Genomic DNA, 14,112 nt, shown 5'->3' on the forward strand with positions numbered 1-14,112 from the left:
AGAAATGGCTGATTCACCGCGCCTTCCCGGCGATACCTATGATGCTGGCATGGAGGTACGCCGCCAGGTGCTGGGCAACGAGCACGTTGAGCGTTCCACCAGGAACTCGAATGAGTTCACCGACGAATTCCAGGAAATGATCACCCGCTACGCATGGGGCACCATCTGGACCCGCGACGGCCTGCCGCGCACTACCCGCAGCGCCATCACGCTGACCGCAATGATCGCCGGGGGCTACTGGGAAGAACTGGAAATGCATGTGCACGCGGCCCTGCGCAATGGCATGGCTCCCGAAGAAATCAAGGAAGTCTTCTTGCAGTGCGCCATCTACTGTTCCGTTCCGGCGGCGAACGTGGCGTTCAAGGTCGGCAAGAAGGTGCTGGAGGAGTACGCGGCAGCCGAAGGCCACTAGCGGTGGCACCGCGCCGCTAGCGGCGCGCCGCCGCGGCTTGCCGGATCGAGTGCAGCAGGGCCCACGGGACGATGCCGCTGGTGCGCGGGTTGCGTGGCGAGGGGTGGTTCTTGATCGAGAAGCTGTACTCGCCGGCTGGGCCGCGCGCCTCGATGCGGTGCTCGGTCAGGCCTGCCTCCGGGTCGGCGATCAATCTGGCTGTCACCGCATCCCAATCCCCCACAGCCAACGCCACCGCCGCGGCCACATTCAATGACTTCGGGAAGTCCTGGGCCGCTGCCGCGGCTGGACCGCGAAATACCTCTACCGGTCCGGCGGCCTGCTCCAATTCACCGCGCCGCTGCGCATCCATCCACGGCTGCACCAAGGTGGCCGGCAGCTTGCGCGTCGTCACCAGCACCTGGTCGATGCCGCCCATCCGGGCAGCCGCGCCCAGCAGGTCCAATCCGCCGATGGCCCCGGCAGTGCTGGAAAAGCGTCCAGGTCCGGCGGCCTGCACTTGCGCGGCGAACTCCGGGTCAGCCAGCGCTCCCATGGAACTGGCCAGCAGGTCAACCCCGCAGGCCAGGATGCGCACCGCATTCTCGCGCAGGGCTTGCTGGCCCGCGCATTCGACCACCAGGTCGCAGCGCTCCAGGGCCGACTCCCAGCTCAGCTGCTCATGCTCCAGCCCGGTTTGCGGACGGCGCAGGATCACCCCTTCGAGCTGGGCACCGTGCACCGTCCCGGCTGCCAGTTGCTCCGCCACCACGGAGCCGATCGCCCCGTGGCCCAGTATTCCCACCCGATACATGCTGCCCGTGGCCATGCCCGTCCTATCCGAAAAGATCGATGTAAGCTACCGCCAGCTTAGGCCAGCTCGCGGGCTCGGCACGAACTGCCAGCTGGCCAGGGTGCGGGCCGTTGCCGCTAGTGCCGGGAAGCGGTCGAATGGTCCGTGCGTTCCATGAGCCGGGAGGCGCCATATCCGATGAGGATGCCCCAGAAGGCGGCATGGATGTTGAACAGGTCCAGGCCGGAAATGGTTACCACGAACGTCACGAGGGCGCCCAGGGTGAATTTGGTGGCGAAGGCCGTCACAAAGGCCTGCTGCAGGGCCTTGAGCATGGCGATGCCTCCCAAGGCCAGCACGAAAGCCTCTGGGGTGGCCAGCATGAAGCGCGTCAGCGTTGGAGCGAACAGGGCGAAGAGCAGGGACAGGAGGCCATAGACCACCGCTGCGGTGTACTGGCGGTGCTTTTCGCCAGATGATGTGAGCAACGCGTTGGTTGGCCCGGTGACGCAGGCGGACACCGCACCGAAGCATGCGTTCAGGATCGAGAACCCGCCCGAGGCCAGCGCAAAGGCATTGACCGGGGGACGGTGCCCGGCAGAGCGCAGCACCGCGACACCCTGGCCGTTCTGCACAATCAGCACGGTGATGGCCAACGGCACTACCAGTTCCAGCTGCGCAGCCCAGCTGAATTCCGGAGCGGTGAACACCGGGGTGGCCAGCACGGGCCCGCCAGCTGCGTCCAACGCGAACTGGCCGCTGGCGGCCACCGCGATGACCCCGGCGATCAGCGTGCCCAGCACCGGGGGAATTCTTCTGCCCAGCGCCGGCACCGCAGCGAGCAGGACGAAGACCAGCACCATGGGGCCGGCCACCACCGGGTTGGCTTGGGTGGACGAGACGATGTCGGTGCCGAAGCGCAAGAAGACCGCGGCCACCATGGCCATCACAATCGGCATGGGTATGGCCGCCATGATCCGGCGCACCACCCCGGTAGCGCCCAAGGCCAGGACCAGTACCCCGGAGACGAAGAACGCCCCGACCACCTCGGGGAAGGACAGGTGCTGCAGCGAAGGGCCCAGCAGCACCGTGCCGGGGATGGACCAGGCGAATCCCAGCGGCTGGCGGTAGAGCAGGGACATCACGATGGTCGCCAACCCGGCGGAGAGGAAGATCCCGCAGACCCAGGAAGCCATCTCGGCCTGGGACAGCCCGCCAGCGGCACCCACCGCAAGGGTGACCGCGATGGGGCCCGAAGCGGAGAACACCAGCCCGATCACGCCATTGCTGGCATATACCCCGCCCACGTCGCGCAGCAGGTCGCGGATTCCGGCAGGCCGTTGCGCGGCCCGCTCCAGCAGCGGTTCGCGTGGTGCCCGCGCAGCTGCTGGAGCCGATTCGCGGGTGGGCAGGTTATCGGCGGGTTTGGGCATGTGCGCTCCTGGGCGATGATGGCAGTGGCATTAATAGTCCACCACCATTGCACGGCTCCAGGGGCCGTGGGACGTGGCGCATTGATCCGGGGTATGGCATTCCTAGGATAGTTCTGGCTGCTGGCTGCCACTGCACGCAGGGCTAGGATAAGACCGGGGCGATGCGGCCCGCGGATGAAAGGAATGCAGGGATGAATTCCAATACCGAGCTCGGCGAATTCCTCAAGGCCCGGCGGGCCCTGGTCAGCCCGGCAGGCGATGGCGGCCCCCGGCGGCGCGTGCCTGGGCTGCGCCGCGAAGAGGTCGCGGTCCTGGCCGGCGTGAGCACCGACTACTACACCCGGCTGGAACAGGGCCGGCACAAGCGCCCCTCCGAATCCGTGCTCGGCGCGTTGGCCAAGGCCCTGGAACTGGATGAGACGGCCGCCGGGCATTTATTCAACCTGGCCCGCTCGGTGTCCGGCTCCGGGCGCAACAGCCCGTCGAGCAACATCCAGCGGGTACGCCCCTCATTGCATCAGCTGCTGGATTCCTTCACCGGGCATCCGGCCTTCATCCGCGGACGGCGTACCGAGGTGCTGGGCATGAATGCGCTGGCCGCCAGCCTGCTCACCGACTTCCTCGCCAAGCCGGTGCGCCACCGCAGCCTGATCCGCTGGGCCTTCCTGGATCCCGAAGCCAGGCAGCGCTACGCCGACTGGGAGCAGATCGCCGCCTCGATGGTCGGCACCTTGCGCCTGGATGCCGGGCGCCAACCACATGATCCGCTGCTCGCGCAGCTGGTCGGAGAGCTGTCCATGAACAGCGAAGAATTCCGCACCTGGTGGGCCGATCACCGGGTGGTCGAGCGGCGGGACGGGATCAAGCGGTTCAACCATCCCCAGGTGGGCTATCTGGAGGTCAACTACGAGGCCTTGGACGTGACCGGGGCACCAGACCAGACCCTGTTCATCTACACCACCGACCCGGGCTCGGACTCCGAAGCGAAGCTGCGCGATCTGGCCGCGCTGCTCAACGGCCAGGGACCGGCACCCGAAGCCTAGCTGCGTGCTGGGATCAGCGATTTGCCGAGCCAGCTGCGCTCCAGCTCGTTGAGCGGGCGCGACGAGACGCCATCGGCTGCCAGCGGCACCATGACCGTGGTCGAGTCGAATACCGGCTGCCCGTCCTGGTAGCCGATGCCCCGCACGGTGAAGGACTTGTTGCCCAGCCGGCTGATGCCCATGCGGATGAGCATCTCGGGCTGGTAGTACAGCGGGCGCAGGTAGTCGATCTGGATCGATGCCACCACGGTGCCGAATTCGAAACGGCCTGTTGTCCCGTCCTCGCGCGTCCAGCGGATGCGGGCTTCTTCCATCAGGGTCACGATGCGCGCATTGTTCACATGGCCCAGGGCGTCCTGGTCCGACCAGCGCAGCTGCAAGATGACTTCGGTAGCCGCGGCCAGTCCATCGTTTGTCGTTTCGCTCATGGAACCCATTGCACCAGAAACCCGGGCTGGCTACTGCGCCCGTGACGGCTCATGAACTTGGGCCATCGCCGGAAGGCACCCAGCGTGCATCCTCGTTGTTGGCGTCCAGGCAGATCCATTCCTGTGCAGGCCCGTAGCACCGCAGCTCATCGGTGAACCAGAACGTCTGGTCCGGGTCCCACCCGGCGATCACGCTGGCGTATTTATCATCGATGTCGAGGCATTGCCCGGCGAGCGCCAGATAGGCGCCGATGCCCAGATGCACCCCGTCGTAATCGCGCGCCACGGCCAGCCAGTCGGGGGTCTTCCATGCGCCGTCGCGCCCGGTGGCCAGGTACCAGTCGTGGCGCTTGTGCGCGGTGACCTCGATGCCGTGCTCGCGGCAGAGCCGGATCCAGTCCTCGGCCGTGGCGATCTCCAGCACCTTGGCTGCGGGAGGCACGCTCGTGAACCTGACGCTGGCTTGCTCCCATCCGAAACCGTCTTCCACGCAGCTCAGGCCCACTGGCTCCCGGTCTGGGAACACACCGGTAGTGGAGGGCAGGCGGCTGCTGGGCTTGGACCACCATTCCCCGCCGAAGCTGCCCAGCGGGGTGCTGCTCATTTCGGCGGCATCGCGGGCTTCGGTCGCCAGGACGCCGGCCCTCCACTCCTGCAGTAGGCCCAAGGCATTGCTGCCGGGAGCCTGCGTCCTGCCCTGCGGGTCATGTTGGTCGAATTCGACCTGGAATTGGTTGCGCAGATCCACGGGATCCAGCCACCAGGCCGCGAGCCCGCTGTCCGCCAGGTGCCGGGCCACGCGCTCAAGCGGCGCGGCCAGTTCCGGCAACGCCAGCAGGGTGTCTTCCCCATCCGGTTCCTGCCAATAGCGGGCACTGTCGACCGAGCGGACCAGCGCTTGCTGCAGCAGCGCTGCGGTGGCCGGAACCAAAGTGGTGCCGTCCAGGCGCCGGGCGATCTGCTGGACACTGGTTTCGGGCATGCTGGATTCATCCGCGCCAAACAGGCCAACGCTTTCGCCGCGTTCTACCGCTACGTGATACGCGGCGTAGAACATTGCCGCATGCAGCGGATGCTCCCCGAACGCCGGTAGCAGCTTCTCTTCGCTGGCAGTGGCGAACTCCCACAACATCCTGCGCCCGCGCGCGCCTGCCATGAGCGCCTGCACTAGTTCCATCCGCGCCACTTCATTTCACTGGTTCGAAAACAGTAAATCCCGCCAAGACAGTCGATAACTATTTACGGGATCGATTATTAGACATTACCTGAGCAGGGGTTGCAATTCACCTGCCATTGGCACCGTGGAAGACGGCCGGCCAAGGGGCCGGCAGATTGTCCCCACCCGGAGGAACGTTCGTGAAAATCTTCGCTCGACCCGGCAAAACCAATCATCTCACCCCACTGCATCTCACCGCCGGAAGCCTAGTTGCCATTGCAGCTTCCACCGCATTCATCGGCGCCACCCCGGAACTCGAGGCAGTGCCGGCAGCCAAGTCCGCCGCGGACTGGAGCTCCTCGGCCTACCGCGGGTCAGTCGAGGTGATCCCGGCAGGAACTGGCCGCAGCGGCACCGCGCAAGAGACGCTCGACGGAGTGGTCTTCGAGGATCGCAACAAGAACTCCACGCAGGATGCCAACGAGCCTGGCCTACCGAACGTCACGGTTTCCAACGGCCGCGACGTCGTGGCCACCGATGGGCAGGGACGCTACGAACTTCCGGCCTACAACAACATGACCGCGTTCGTCACCCAGCCCCGGGGCTTCCAGGTTCCGGTCGACGACGACAACGTCGCCCAATTCTTCTACACCCACCTGCCTGAAGGCTCCCCGGACCTGAAGTACGACGGCATCGCCCCGACCGGGCCGCTGCCCGAGGCAGTCAACTTCCCGCTGGTGGCCAGCAGCGCCACGCAATCGCCCGAGCAGAGCTGCGTCATCGGTGCGGATGTGCAGACCTATACCCAGCAGGAAGTCGAGTACGCCAGGGAAGGCGCTTTCGCCGATCTGGCGGCCCGCACCGACTACACCGGCTGCGGTGCCTTGTTCATCGGCGACCTCGTGGGCGATGACCTGACCTTCTTCCACCAGACCCGAGAACTGTCCTCCATGCTCAACGGTCCGGCCCGGTTCCTGCCGGGCAACCACGACATCGACTACGACTCGCTGGACGGGCAGCACGAGTACGATTCCTTCCGCGCCCAGTTCGGTCCGGAGTACTACTCCTACGACACGGGCAAGACTCACGTCATCGCCCTGAGCACCATCGATTACCCGACTGCGGTTCCGGCCAAGAAGAGCGACTACACCTACGATCTGGGCAAGCGCCAGCTGCAGTGGCTGCGCGCGGACCTGGCCGAGGTACCCAAGAACAAGGCCATCGTCCTGGCCGGGCACAGCCCCCTGCTGGAGTTCTTCTACAGCGACGAGCATTCCACCAAGCAGGTCCGGGAGATCTACGAGCTGCTGGAAGGACGCGAGGTCGTTTCCCTGGGCGGGCACACCCACATGTCCGAGAACCTGCGCGCCGGGGACCTGATGGATGGCTGGCGCGACGAGGTCGGCGAGGCAGGCCTGCCCTTCACGCACCTGACTGTCCCAGCCATTTCCGGGCAGTGGTATGACGGACGGGTTACCGAGAACGGCTACCCGACCTCCATCCAGCGCGACGGGACCCCTCCGGGAGTGCTCACCTTGGACATCAAGAACACCAAGATCACCGAGCGCTTCACCGTGACCGGCGGGGATACCAGCAAGCAGATGTCCCTTGGCTTGAACACCCCGGCGTACCGGCAGTGGTACGAGGAGAATCTGGAAAAGGAGCGCGGCACGGTTCCGGCCCTGGATGACCCGCTGGCGGTGAGCCGGCAGGGACTGGCCGAGGACACCTGGCTGACCACGAATTTCTGGATGGGCAGCACCGGCTCCGCTGTCGAGGTCTCCATCGACGGCCAGGACCCGGTTGCGGCCGAGCGGACGCAGAAAATGGCCGGCGAACGCCCGCTGTCAGGCGCCGAGTACTCGGATCCGGCGGCCATCGCCGAGCAATTCGTCCATGGTGGCGGCTTCGCCGAGAAGACCAGCCACCTGTGGCGCTTGGAACTGCCAGATGATCTCTCCGTCGGGGCGCACACCGCCACGGTGACTGCCACCGACGTGCATGGGCGTTCTTTCACCGAGGAATTGGATTTCACGGTCATTGGGTAGCGCCATCCTTCGTGCGTGCATGAAAAACTCCCCAAAAGTTGTTGTGACTTTTTCAGTCCAACTTTTGGGGAGCAGTTCAATGAGCAGGCACCAGCTTTTTGTTACGCCCGCAGTGGGACAGCATCGGCTGAAGGTGCCTAGGATGAATCCATGCGCATTGCAATCCTGGATGATTACCACAACGTGGCCCGCTCGCTGGCCGATTTCGACGGCCTCGCCGTCGCCCTGGACGCCGAAGTCACTGTCTTCACCGAGCACCTGGGCCACGAGGACAGCACCGTCGTCCAGGCGCTGCAGCCCTTCGACGCCATCGTCGCCATGCGCGAACGCACGCCTTTCCCGGCCGCCCGGCTCAATGCCCTGCCCAACCTGAAGCTGCTGGTCACCACCGGCCGCCGCAACGGATCCATCGACCTGCAGGCTGCCAAGAACCAGGGCATCGTGGTCAGCCACACCGGCTACGTGGCTACCGATGCCGCCGAGCACACCTGGGCGCTGATCCTCAGCGCCGCACGCCGACTGGACGTGGAGCTGTTTTCCGCGGACCGCCCGCTGGCGGCTGGCTCGGGCTGGCAGACCACTTTCGGACTGGGCCTGTCCGGCAAGACCCTGGGCGTCTACGGCCTGGGAAATCTGGGAGCGAAGGTTGCGAAGGTCGGCTTGGCCTTCGGCATGCGGGTCATCGCCTACAGCCAGAATCTCACCAAGGCCCGCGCCACCGAAGTGGGCGTGGAACTGGTCTCCGAAGCCGAGCTGTTCTCCACCAGCGACATCGTCACCGTGCATCTGAAGCTCTCGGAGCGCAGCACCGGGGTCATCGGACCCAAACAGCTGGCGTGGATGCGTCCCGATTCCATCCTGGTCAACACCTCGCGCAGCAGGATCGTGCAGACCGACGCGCTCATCGACGCGCTGGACAGCCGGCAGCTGCACCTGGCCGCGGGGGATGTTTTCGACGTGGAACCGCTGCCGACCAAGGACCGGCTGGCCGCTACCCGGGGCGTGATTGCCACCCCGCATATCGGCTATGTAACCATCGAGCAGTTCGAGATGTTCTACCGCGACGCGGTGGAAGACATCCGCGCGTGGGCTAGCGGCGCACCGATCCGGGTGCTGGCCTAGGTACCCGGGGACACTGCACACTGCTGAACGGCTGCCGGGCCCGCCTATTCGGTGCGGCGGCCTGGAGCGAACGTCCGCTTGGCAACCACCACCGTTGCTGCAGTGAGCACCATGAGGACGAGCACCGTCCATGCCTGTGTTTCGCTGGATCCGCCGAGGGCAAGAACGGCGCCGCCTGCCAATCCTCCGCCAGCCACCGCGAGGTTGAATACGGTCACGAACAAGGATTGGGCCACGTCGGTATTTTTGCCGGCGCGATCTGCCAGGCAGGTTTGCAAGAGCACCGGTGCTCCTCCGAATCCGATCCCCCATAGGATTATCGCGGTGGCAGCCGCCAGGCTGCCCAGTTCAGGATGCGCCAACACCAAACCGGCAATTCCCATCACAGACAGGCAACCGAGAATCAGGACCCTCATGGCGCGGTCAATGACGAGTCCTGTGATGGTGATTCCGGCGAAGGATGCCACCCCGAATAGCAGCAAGCCCAAGTCGAGGTTCAGGCCACTGGGAGATAGCACAGGCGCGATGTAGGTATAGAGCACGTTGTGGGCCAGCACCCAGAACAGGGCCACGAACAGGACCATGCGAACTCCGCGAATCCGCAGTACGCTGCCTAGCGACGGCTTGCGAGTTTCTGGCCGCCCAGCAATTGGGGGCAAAGAAACAAGGATCCAGAAAAACAAGGCAAGTGCCGCGACCGAGATGCCCAGAAATACCCATCGCCAGTCAACGATTGATCCAGCCCAAGCTCCCAATGGGACCCCGAGCGCCAAGGCGATCGGTTGGCCTAGCCCTGCGATGGTCAGCGCACGTCCCTGCAATGATTCGATAACGAGGCTTCTCGCGTACCCGGACATGACGCCCCAGATGAGAGCCGCTGCCGCACCAGCAGCAAACCGGGCAAGGAGCACCAGGGGATACCACGGAGCCAGTGCTGTTACGGTGTTGAAAAGTACAAGTCCCAGTACTGCGCAGAGCAGGACCTTCTTCCGGTCCATGCGGCGGGTCGCAAAAATCAGCGGAATGGCAGCGAGGAGCGAACCGACTGCGTATAGGGTGACCAGCTGGCCAGCGCCTGCAGGTGAAGTCCCGAGCCCTGAAGCCAACTGCGGCAATAACCCGGCCGGCATGGATTCTGTAAATATTGCCAGGAACCCCGCTGAGGACAGGGCCAGGAGTGCACCCCACGGAAGGCGGGCTCTCGCTTGGAACGGCTGGTAACTGATCGGTGACGTTGTTGTCATTGGGCATCATTCCGAGATTGAAGGGCGAAGTGATTGCTGAAACGTGGTAATCGGATAGTGAATTGGCCCGCGGCCAGTGCAGCCACCGCCAGCGAGAAGCCAAGGAGCTGGCCGGCGTTGAGCGATTCCCCGCCAAGGCCCACCCCGAGCGCCGCTGCAACCAGCGGGGAAAGCATCCCTAAAAGGGCCGTGGAAGTGACCGGAAGACGCCCCAGGCCACGGAACCAAAGGGTGTAGGCCAGCAGTCCGCCTACGAGCCCGAGCCACAGATATCCGGCAAGGCCCGAAGCCGGCACGCTGTTGGGGAATCCTTCAAGCAGCATTGTTGGCATCAGCAATACGAGGCCACCGGCAGTCAGTTGCCAACTGGCGAAACCCATTGCCCCGAGACCTGCAGGCCGGCCCCACCGTTTGGCCAAGACCAGGCCCAGGCCCATGGCGAGGCATCCGCCCAATCCAGCAAGAATTCCTACTGGGTCAAGCCTGGCGGCGGGTCCGAGGACTACAAGCCCTACGCCCAGAACACCGGTGACGGCCCAAGCCAACTGCCATCCGGAGGGGCTTTGCCTCAGGATCAGCACTGCGAGAATTGCAACGACAAGCGGTTGCACGGCCCCGAGGGTGGCGGCCACTCCTCCCGGAAGCCGGCTCGCGGCCACGAACAGAAGTGGAAAGAAGAGTCCGACGTTCAAGAAGCCGAGCACGGCGGCTTTCCACCACCAGCCACCGCGAGGGAGCTGCCGTACCAAAAGCAGTCCGATGATCCCTGCCGGCAACGAGCGAACGAGCGCGGCGAACATCGGGTGCCCCGGGGGAAGCAGTTCCGCCGTCACCAAGTATGTTGTGCCCCAAACGGCCGGAGCCAACGCCGTCAGCAGGGTAGTGCCGGCACGAGAGCTCGTCATATGCGCAGGTGAAGGAGCCGTAGTTGTGATCATGCTTCAACTATCACGGTGAACTCATCAATCAGTCCAACACATAGTTTTCATGTCAACAATCGTGTGCCACGATAGATGAATGGAATTGCAGCAACTTCGCTATGTACTTGCCGTCGCAGAACACAAGAACTTCACGCGCGCTGCCCAAAGCTGCCATGTGGTCCAATCGGCCTTGAGCCACCAGATCAAGGTATTGGAGCACGAAATCGGGACTCAACTATTCGCTCGGACTAGCCGGAAGGTCGAACTGACCGAAGCCGGGGTTGCCTTCCTGCCATCGGCGCGAGCAAGCTTGGAAGCAGCAGAGCGCGCTGTCTCCGAGGCCCTGGCCACCACCGGCGAAATCCGCGGCAAGCTCAGCGTCGGAATCATTCCTACGGTTACCGGGATCGATCTGGCAGCTGCATTGGGGGAATTCCACCGCGACAACCCCGTAGTCCACGTCAGCTTAAGCACCGGGGACAGCAACGCGTTCATCGAGTCCATTCGGGCCGGTTCCATGGACGTTGCCGTGCTTGGCCTGCCCGGCAGCACCGCTCCAAAACAAGTAGCTTCCCGGATTCTCGCTCGTGAACGACTCGTTGCCGTGCTCGATGCCGGGCATCGACTGGCAGAACATCAGCGCCTGGGTCTCGTTGACCTATCTGATGAGCTTTTCGTGGATTTTCCTGCGGATTCACCGGGGCGAGCGCAGTCGGACATAGCGTTCGACTCCGTGGGAGTGTCCCGACACGTCGCATTCGAAGCAACGAACGTTGATCTGATGCTTGATCTCACCGCTCAGGGCCTGGCGATTGCCTTGATGTCCGAAGCGCTGGTTCCGGCCAATCGCGGACTTGTTGCCGTCCCGCTGTCCGACGGGCCCTCACGCACGGAATACCTTGCCTGGAGTGAATTCAATCCCAGCCCGGCTGCCCTCGCCTTCATTGCCATACTGGAGAAGAACTTCAAGGTCCGATAGAGCGTCGACGTCTTCTGGCGGCACGGCATTGGCAGGACCGGTGAAACTAGGGCTTCTGCGGCCGCGGCACGAAGAAGTAATGCAGGATCGCCACGACGGCGGCCCATGCGGACCCGATCAGCAGCCCCACCAGCACGTCAGAGACCCAGTGGTGCCCGATGTAGATTCGCGAAGCTCCCATCGCCAGGACGAATAGCGCCGCGACGATGGAGATCAGGTACGCGTAGCGGCGCAGCCCGTAGATGATCGCCAGGTAGCTGGCGATGCCGATCAGCGCGGCCGAGTTCAGCGTGTGCCCGCTGGGGAACGAAAAGGTCTGCGGCGGCGCCGGGCCTCCGGGAACGCCTTGGGGACGCGGCACCTGGAGGCTTGTCTTGAGAATAACGGTCAGCAGGACCGAGACCAGTGCAGTGAACGCGATGGCCGCCAACGGCCACGCACTGCGGGTTTTCCAGCACAGCAATGAGGTGATCACCAGCATGATCATGGTCATTCCCGGTGTGGATCCCCAGAAGTACAAGAAGTCGGAGACCGCAAACAGGAACGGCGACTGGTGCTCCAGTGCCCATTGGTAGGCAGGGGCATCCAGATCCCTGGCCCATCCGCCCGCGTGCAGGGAGACCAGCACCCTGCGGGTGAAGTAGAACATGGCGACAACCAGCCCGAAAATCATCCACAGCACCTGTGCGCCGCGGGAACGTTGGCCTTGCCGGAAATACCATGAGGATCGCATGGCTTCCATCGTATCGGGGCGGGCGCGAAGCGCTGAACTCGATCGATGCGGAACAATGGAAGCATGACGATCAAGGTGCTGGCAGTTGGCAAGAAACACGAATCCTGGGTGGACGAGGGAATTTCCCGCTACGAGAAGCGGCTGAAGAAACCCTTCAATCTCACCTGGCAGCTGCTGAACCATTCCTCGCGCGAGAACGACGCGGCCCGCACCGAGGAGTCTGCCCGCATCCTGGCGAAAATCGATGAACGCGACTTCGTGGTTCTGCTCGATGAACGCGGCAAGAACGTGGACTCCCCCGCGTTGGCCAATACTTTGCGCACCCCGATTGATGCTTCGCGCAATGTCGTGATCATCATCGGCGGCGCGTACGGCGTGGACGCATCCGTGCATGCGCGGGCCAATTTCACCTGGTCGCTTTCGAAGCTGGTCTTCCCGCACCAGCTGGTGCGCTTGATCCTCACCGAGCAGCTGTACCGCGCGCAGGACATCCTGGCAGGCGGGAAGTACCATCACGTTTAAGCCATTCCCTTGACTTTCCAACTTGGAAAGACAAGACTTTCCATAACGGAAAGTGGGGAAATCATGGCTGAGGGGCAAGAACGAATCGACAAGCTGACCGCCGCGGAGCGCTTGGCCTCCGCGGACCAGGCCTCGAACAAGATGATCGCTGCCGGCACTTCTTCCCGGGCCACCCTCTTCGTGTACGTGGTGCTCGGGAGCACCGCGATGAGTCTTGAACATGTCCTTTCGCCAAAGATGGCTCTGGCGTTATTCGCGGCGGCTGTCGTTGCAGCCCTCGTGCACTACGTGATTATGCGCAGCCGCGCCAAGATGCGCCCTTTGCTCAGCAGCTCGGCAACCTACGGCTGGTACGCGTTCCTGGCGTCAATGATCGTGATGTGCCTGCGCTTTTGGGTCGCCGAGGACCCTTGGAGCATCGGTGCGAAACTAGTCGTCTCCTGCACCGCCTTATGGCATTTGCTTTCCTCGGCGCAAGCGGCATGGGACAAGGACCGTGTGCAAGATGCCCAGGAAATGGCGGTCTAGCCAGGTGAACAATTCGCAGATCCCCTCGGAGCGCGAAGCCGCTTCCCAACTCGCCGCGGCCGAAGAAGCCGCGAACGGCACCGTCAGCGCCACCGAAGCCCCCGGGGCATTCATGATTGCCCTGGGCATCGTCACGTCGGCAATCTTTTCGCTCTACGGAGTCATCGACATCGCCCTTTGGTACTGGTCGCCGGTGCTCTTTGTGCCATTGATCGCCTGGTACGCCTACTGGTCGCGCCAGCGGCCCAAGTCCCGTCCTGCATTGAGGCACTCGGGCAAATACATCGCTGTCATGCTGTTCATGATGCTCGCCCTGCAATTGTGCACCTTCTGGATTCCCCAGACTTGGCTGTTCGCGATACCCAAATTCCTCGCATTGGCCGCTGTCTTCACCGGTTCCCTGTGGATCATGCGCCGCGAAACCATCAAATCCCGCATCAAGGATGGAAATGAACAAGCCATCTAGCAATGCGCAATTCGACGAGCTGATCCATGCACCCATCCGCCTGCGCATTTGCGCCAGCCTCGCCCCGGTGCAGTGGGCAGAATTCGCGCACCTTCGCGGCATCCTCGATGTCGCCGACTCCGTCTTGAGCAAGCACCTCAAGCAGCTCGCCGATGCCGGGTATATCGGCATCGAGCGGTTCACCAAGCTGGGGCGCAGCCATATGCGCGTTTCGCTGACCAAATCCGGACGCCGGGCCTACGTCAGCCATGTGGCGGCCCTGCGGGAGATCACGGCGGGCGGATAATGGCCGATCTTGTCGTTCGC

General features: G+C 63.8%; 16 protein-coding genes. 9 read left to right on the forward strand and 7 right to left on the reverse strand.

The genetic code is table 11. The features are described 5' to 3' along the window. Positions 1-4: 4 nt before the first annotated feature. Complete coding sequence (pcaC, locus tag ACFVHU_RS11250) at positions 5-412, forward strand: 4-carboxymuconolactone decarboxylase (RefSeq protein WP_105658571.1); 408 nt, start codon at positions 5-7, stop codon at positions 410-412. Between the two features lie 16 nt (positions 413-428). On the opposite strand, the gene ACFVHU_RS11255 is transcribed toward pcaC, so the two are convergent. Both ACFVHU_RS11255 and ACFVHU_RS11260 read right to left on the reverse strand, forming a co-directional pair. Next, positions 429-1,220 (reverse strand): aspartate dehydrogenase domain-containing protein, encoded by a 792-nt coding sequence (locus tag ACFVHU_RS11255; RefSeq protein WP_388024471.1) that lies wholly within the window; start codon positions 1,218-1,220, stop codon positions 429-431. A gap of 101 nt (positions 1,221-1,321) precedes the next feature. Next, positions 1,322-2,617: a benzoate/H(+) symporter BenE family transporter gene (locus ACFVHU_RS11260; protein ID WP_105658573.1), complete on the reverse strand. Its 1,296-nt coding sequence runs from the start codon at positions 2,615-2,617 to the stop codon at positions 1,322-1,324. Positions 2,618-2,808: 191 nt separating this feature from the next. Between ACFVHU_RS11260 and ACFVHU_RS11265 the strand changes: the two genes are divergently transcribed. After that, positions 2,809-3,660, forward strand: a complete 852-nt coding sequence (locus tag ACFVHU_RS11265) for a helix-turn-helix transcriptional regulator (RefSeq protein ID WP_388024472.1) — start codon at positions 2,809-2,811, stop codon at positions 3,658-3,660. On the opposite strand, the gene ACFVHU_RS11270 is transcribed toward ACFVHU_RS11265, so the two are convergent. Together ACFVHU_RS11270 and ACFVHU_RS11275 are read right to left on the reverse strand one after the other, a co-directional pair. Beyond that, the gene (locus ACFVHU_RS11270) at positions 3,657-4,088 is read right to left on the reverse strand and encodes an acyl-CoA thioesterase (protein ID WP_388024474.1); all 432 of its coding nucleotides are present in this window, start codon (positions 4,086-4,088) and stop codon (positions 3,657-3,659) included. The genes ACFVHU_RS11265 and ACFVHU_RS11270 overlap by 4 nt on opposite strands. Positions 4,089-4,137: 49 nt before the next feature. Further along, complete coding sequence (locus tag ACFVHU_RS11275; protein ID WP_388024475.1) at positions 4,138-5,265, reverse strand: hypothetical protein; 1,128 nt, start codon at positions 5,263-5,265, stop codon at positions 4,138-4,140. Positions 5,266-5,444: 179 nt separating this feature from the next. Between ACFVHU_RS11275 and ACFVHU_RS11280 the strand changes: the two genes are divergently transcribed. After that, on the forward strand, positions 5,445-7,292 hold the full coding sequence (locus ACFVHU_RS11280; protein ID WP_388024476.1) for a calcineurin-like phosphoesterase C-terminal domain-containing protein: 1,848 nt from the start codon (positions 5,445-5,447) through the stop codon (positions 7,290-7,292). 150 nt (positions 7,293-7,442) lie between these two features. Continuing rightward, positions 7,443-8,414 (forward strand): D-2-hydroxyacid dehydrogenase family protein, encoded by a 972-nt coding sequence (locus ACFVHU_RS11285; RefSeq protein ID WP_388024477.1) that lies wholly within the window; start codon positions 7,443-7,445, stop codon positions 8,412-8,414. Between the two features lie 44 nt (positions 8,415-8,458). On the opposite strand, the gene ACFVHU_RS11290 is transcribed toward ACFVHU_RS11285, so the two are convergent. Together ACFVHU_RS11290 and ACFVHU_RS11295 are read right to left on the reverse strand one after the other, a co-directional pair. After that, positions 8,459-9,658, reverse strand: coding sequence for an MFS transporter (locus tag ACFVHU_RS11290; RefSeq protein ID WP_388024478.1), 1,200 nt, complete (start codon positions 9,656-9,658; stop codon positions 8,459-8,461). Beyond that, entirely contained in the window at positions 9,655-10,596 is a 942-nt protein-coding gene (locus ACFVHU_RS11295; RefSeq protein ID WP_388024480.1) for an EamA family transporter, read from the reverse strand. The genes ACFVHU_RS11290 and ACFVHU_RS11295 overlap by 4 nt, the downstream gene beginning before the upstream one ends. 79 nt (positions 10,597-10,675) lie before the next feature. On the opposite strand from ACFVHU_RS11295, the gene ACFVHU_RS11300 reads away from it, so the two are divergent. Beyond that, positions 10,676-11,557, forward strand: coding sequence for a LysR substrate-binding domain-containing protein (locus ACFVHU_RS11300; RefSeq protein ID WP_388024481.1), 882 nt, complete (start codon positions 10,676-10,678; stop codon positions 11,555-11,557). A gap of 46 nt (positions 11,558-11,603) precedes the next feature. On the opposite strand, the gene ACFVHU_RS11305 is transcribed toward ACFVHU_RS11300, so the two are convergent. Continuing rightward, the gene (locus tag ACFVHU_RS11305) at positions 11,604-12,290 is read right to left on the reverse strand and encodes a phosphatase PAP2 family protein (RefSeq protein ID WP_388024482.1); all 687 of its coding nucleotides are present in this window, start codon (positions 12,288-12,290) and stop codon (positions 11,604-11,606) included. Between the two features lie 63 nt (positions 12,291-12,353). Between ACFVHU_RS11305 and ACFVHU_RS11310 the strand changes: the two genes are divergently transcribed. From ACFVHU_RS11310 to ACFVHU_RS11325, 4 genes are all read left to right on the forward strand, one after another. Then, positions 12,354-12,812, forward strand: coding sequence for a 23S rRNA (pseudouridine(1915)-N(3))-methyltransferase RlmH (locus ACFVHU_RS11310; RefSeq protein WP_388024484.1), 459 nt, complete (start codon positions 12,354-12,356; stop codon positions 12,810-12,812). A gap of 63 nt (positions 12,813-12,875) precedes the next feature. Next, a complete protein-coding gene (locus tag ACFVHU_RS11315) occupies positions 12,876-13,340 on the forward strand; it encodes a hypothetical protein (protein ID WP_388024485.1) in 465 nt (154 codons plus the stop codon). A gap of 4 nt (positions 13,341-13,344) precedes the next feature. After that, complete coding sequence (locus ACFVHU_RS11320; protein ID WP_388024487.1) at positions 13,345-13,806, forward strand: hypothetical protein; 462 nt, start codon at positions 13,345-13,347, stop codon at positions 13,804-13,806. Then, on the forward strand, positions 13,790-14,092 hold the full coding sequence (locus ACFVHU_RS11325) for a transcriptional regulator (RefSeq protein WP_105658582.1): 303 nt from the start codon (positions 13,790-13,792) through the stop codon (positions 14,090-14,092). The genes ACFVHU_RS11320 and ACFVHU_RS11325 overlap by 17 nt, the downstream gene beginning before the upstream one ends. Positions 14,093-14,112: the final 20 nt, after the last annotated feature.

Source organism: Glutamicibacter sp. NPDC127525, assembly GCF_042672105.1.
Taxonomy (GTDB): Bacteria; Actinomycetota; Actinomycetes; order Actinomycetales; family Micrococcaceae; genus Glutamicibacter.

Coding starts and splice junctions, on each gene's coding strand:
- pcaC (WP_105658571.1), top strand. CDS start 5: ATGGCTGATTCACCGCGCCTTCCCGGCGATACCTATGATGCTGGCATG.
- ACFVHU_RS11255 (WP_388024471.1), bottom strand. CDS start 1,220: ATGGCCACGGGCAGCATGTATCGGGTGGGAATACTGGGCCACGGGGCG.
- ACFVHU_RS11260 (WP_105658573.1), bottom strand. CDS start 2,617: ATGCCCAAACCCGCCGATAACCTGCCCACCCGCGAATCGGCTCCAGCA.
- ACFVHU_RS11265 (WP_388024472.1), top strand. CDS start 2,809: ATGAATTCCAATACCGAGCTCGGCGAATTCCTCAAGGCCCGGCGGGCC.
- ACFVHU_RS11270 (WP_388024474.1), bottom strand. CDS start 4,088: ATGAGCGAAACGACAAACGATGGACTGGCCGCGGCTACCGAAGTCATC.
- ACFVHU_RS11275 (WP_388024475.1), bottom strand. CDS start 5,265: ATGGAACTAGTGCAGGCGCTCATGGCAGGCGCGCGCGGGCGCAGGATG.
- ACFVHU_RS11285 (WP_388024477.1), top strand. CDS start 7,443: ATGCGCATTGCAATCCTGGATGATTACCACAACGTGGCCCGCTCGCTG.
- ACFVHU_RS11290 (WP_388024478.1), bottom strand. CDS start 9,658: ATGACAACAACGTCACCGATCAGTTACCAGCCGTTCCAAGCGAGAGCC.
- ACFVHU_RS11295 (WP_388024480.1), bottom strand. CDS start 10,596: ATGATCACAACTACGGCTCCTTCACCTGCGCATATGACGAGCTCTCGT.
- ACFVHU_RS11300 (WP_388024481.1), top strand. CDS start 10,676: ATGGAATTGCAGCAACTTCGCTATGTACTTGCCGTCGCAGAACACAAG.
- ACFVHU_RS11305 (WP_388024482.1), bottom strand. CDS start 12,290: ATGCGATCCTCATGGTATTTCCGGCAAGGCCAACGTTCCCGCGGCGCA.
- ACFVHU_RS11310 (WP_388024484.1), top strand. CDS start 12,354: ATGACGATCAAGGTGCTGGCAGTTGGCAAGAAACACGAATCCTGGGTG.
- ACFVHU_RS11315 (WP_388024485.1), top strand. CDS start 12,876: ATGGCTGAGGGGCAAGAACGAATCGACAAGCTGACCGCCGCGGAGCGC.
- ACFVHU_RS11325 (WP_105658582.1), top strand. CDS start 13,790: ATGAACAAGCCATCTAGCAATGCGCAATTCGACGAGCTGATCCATGCA.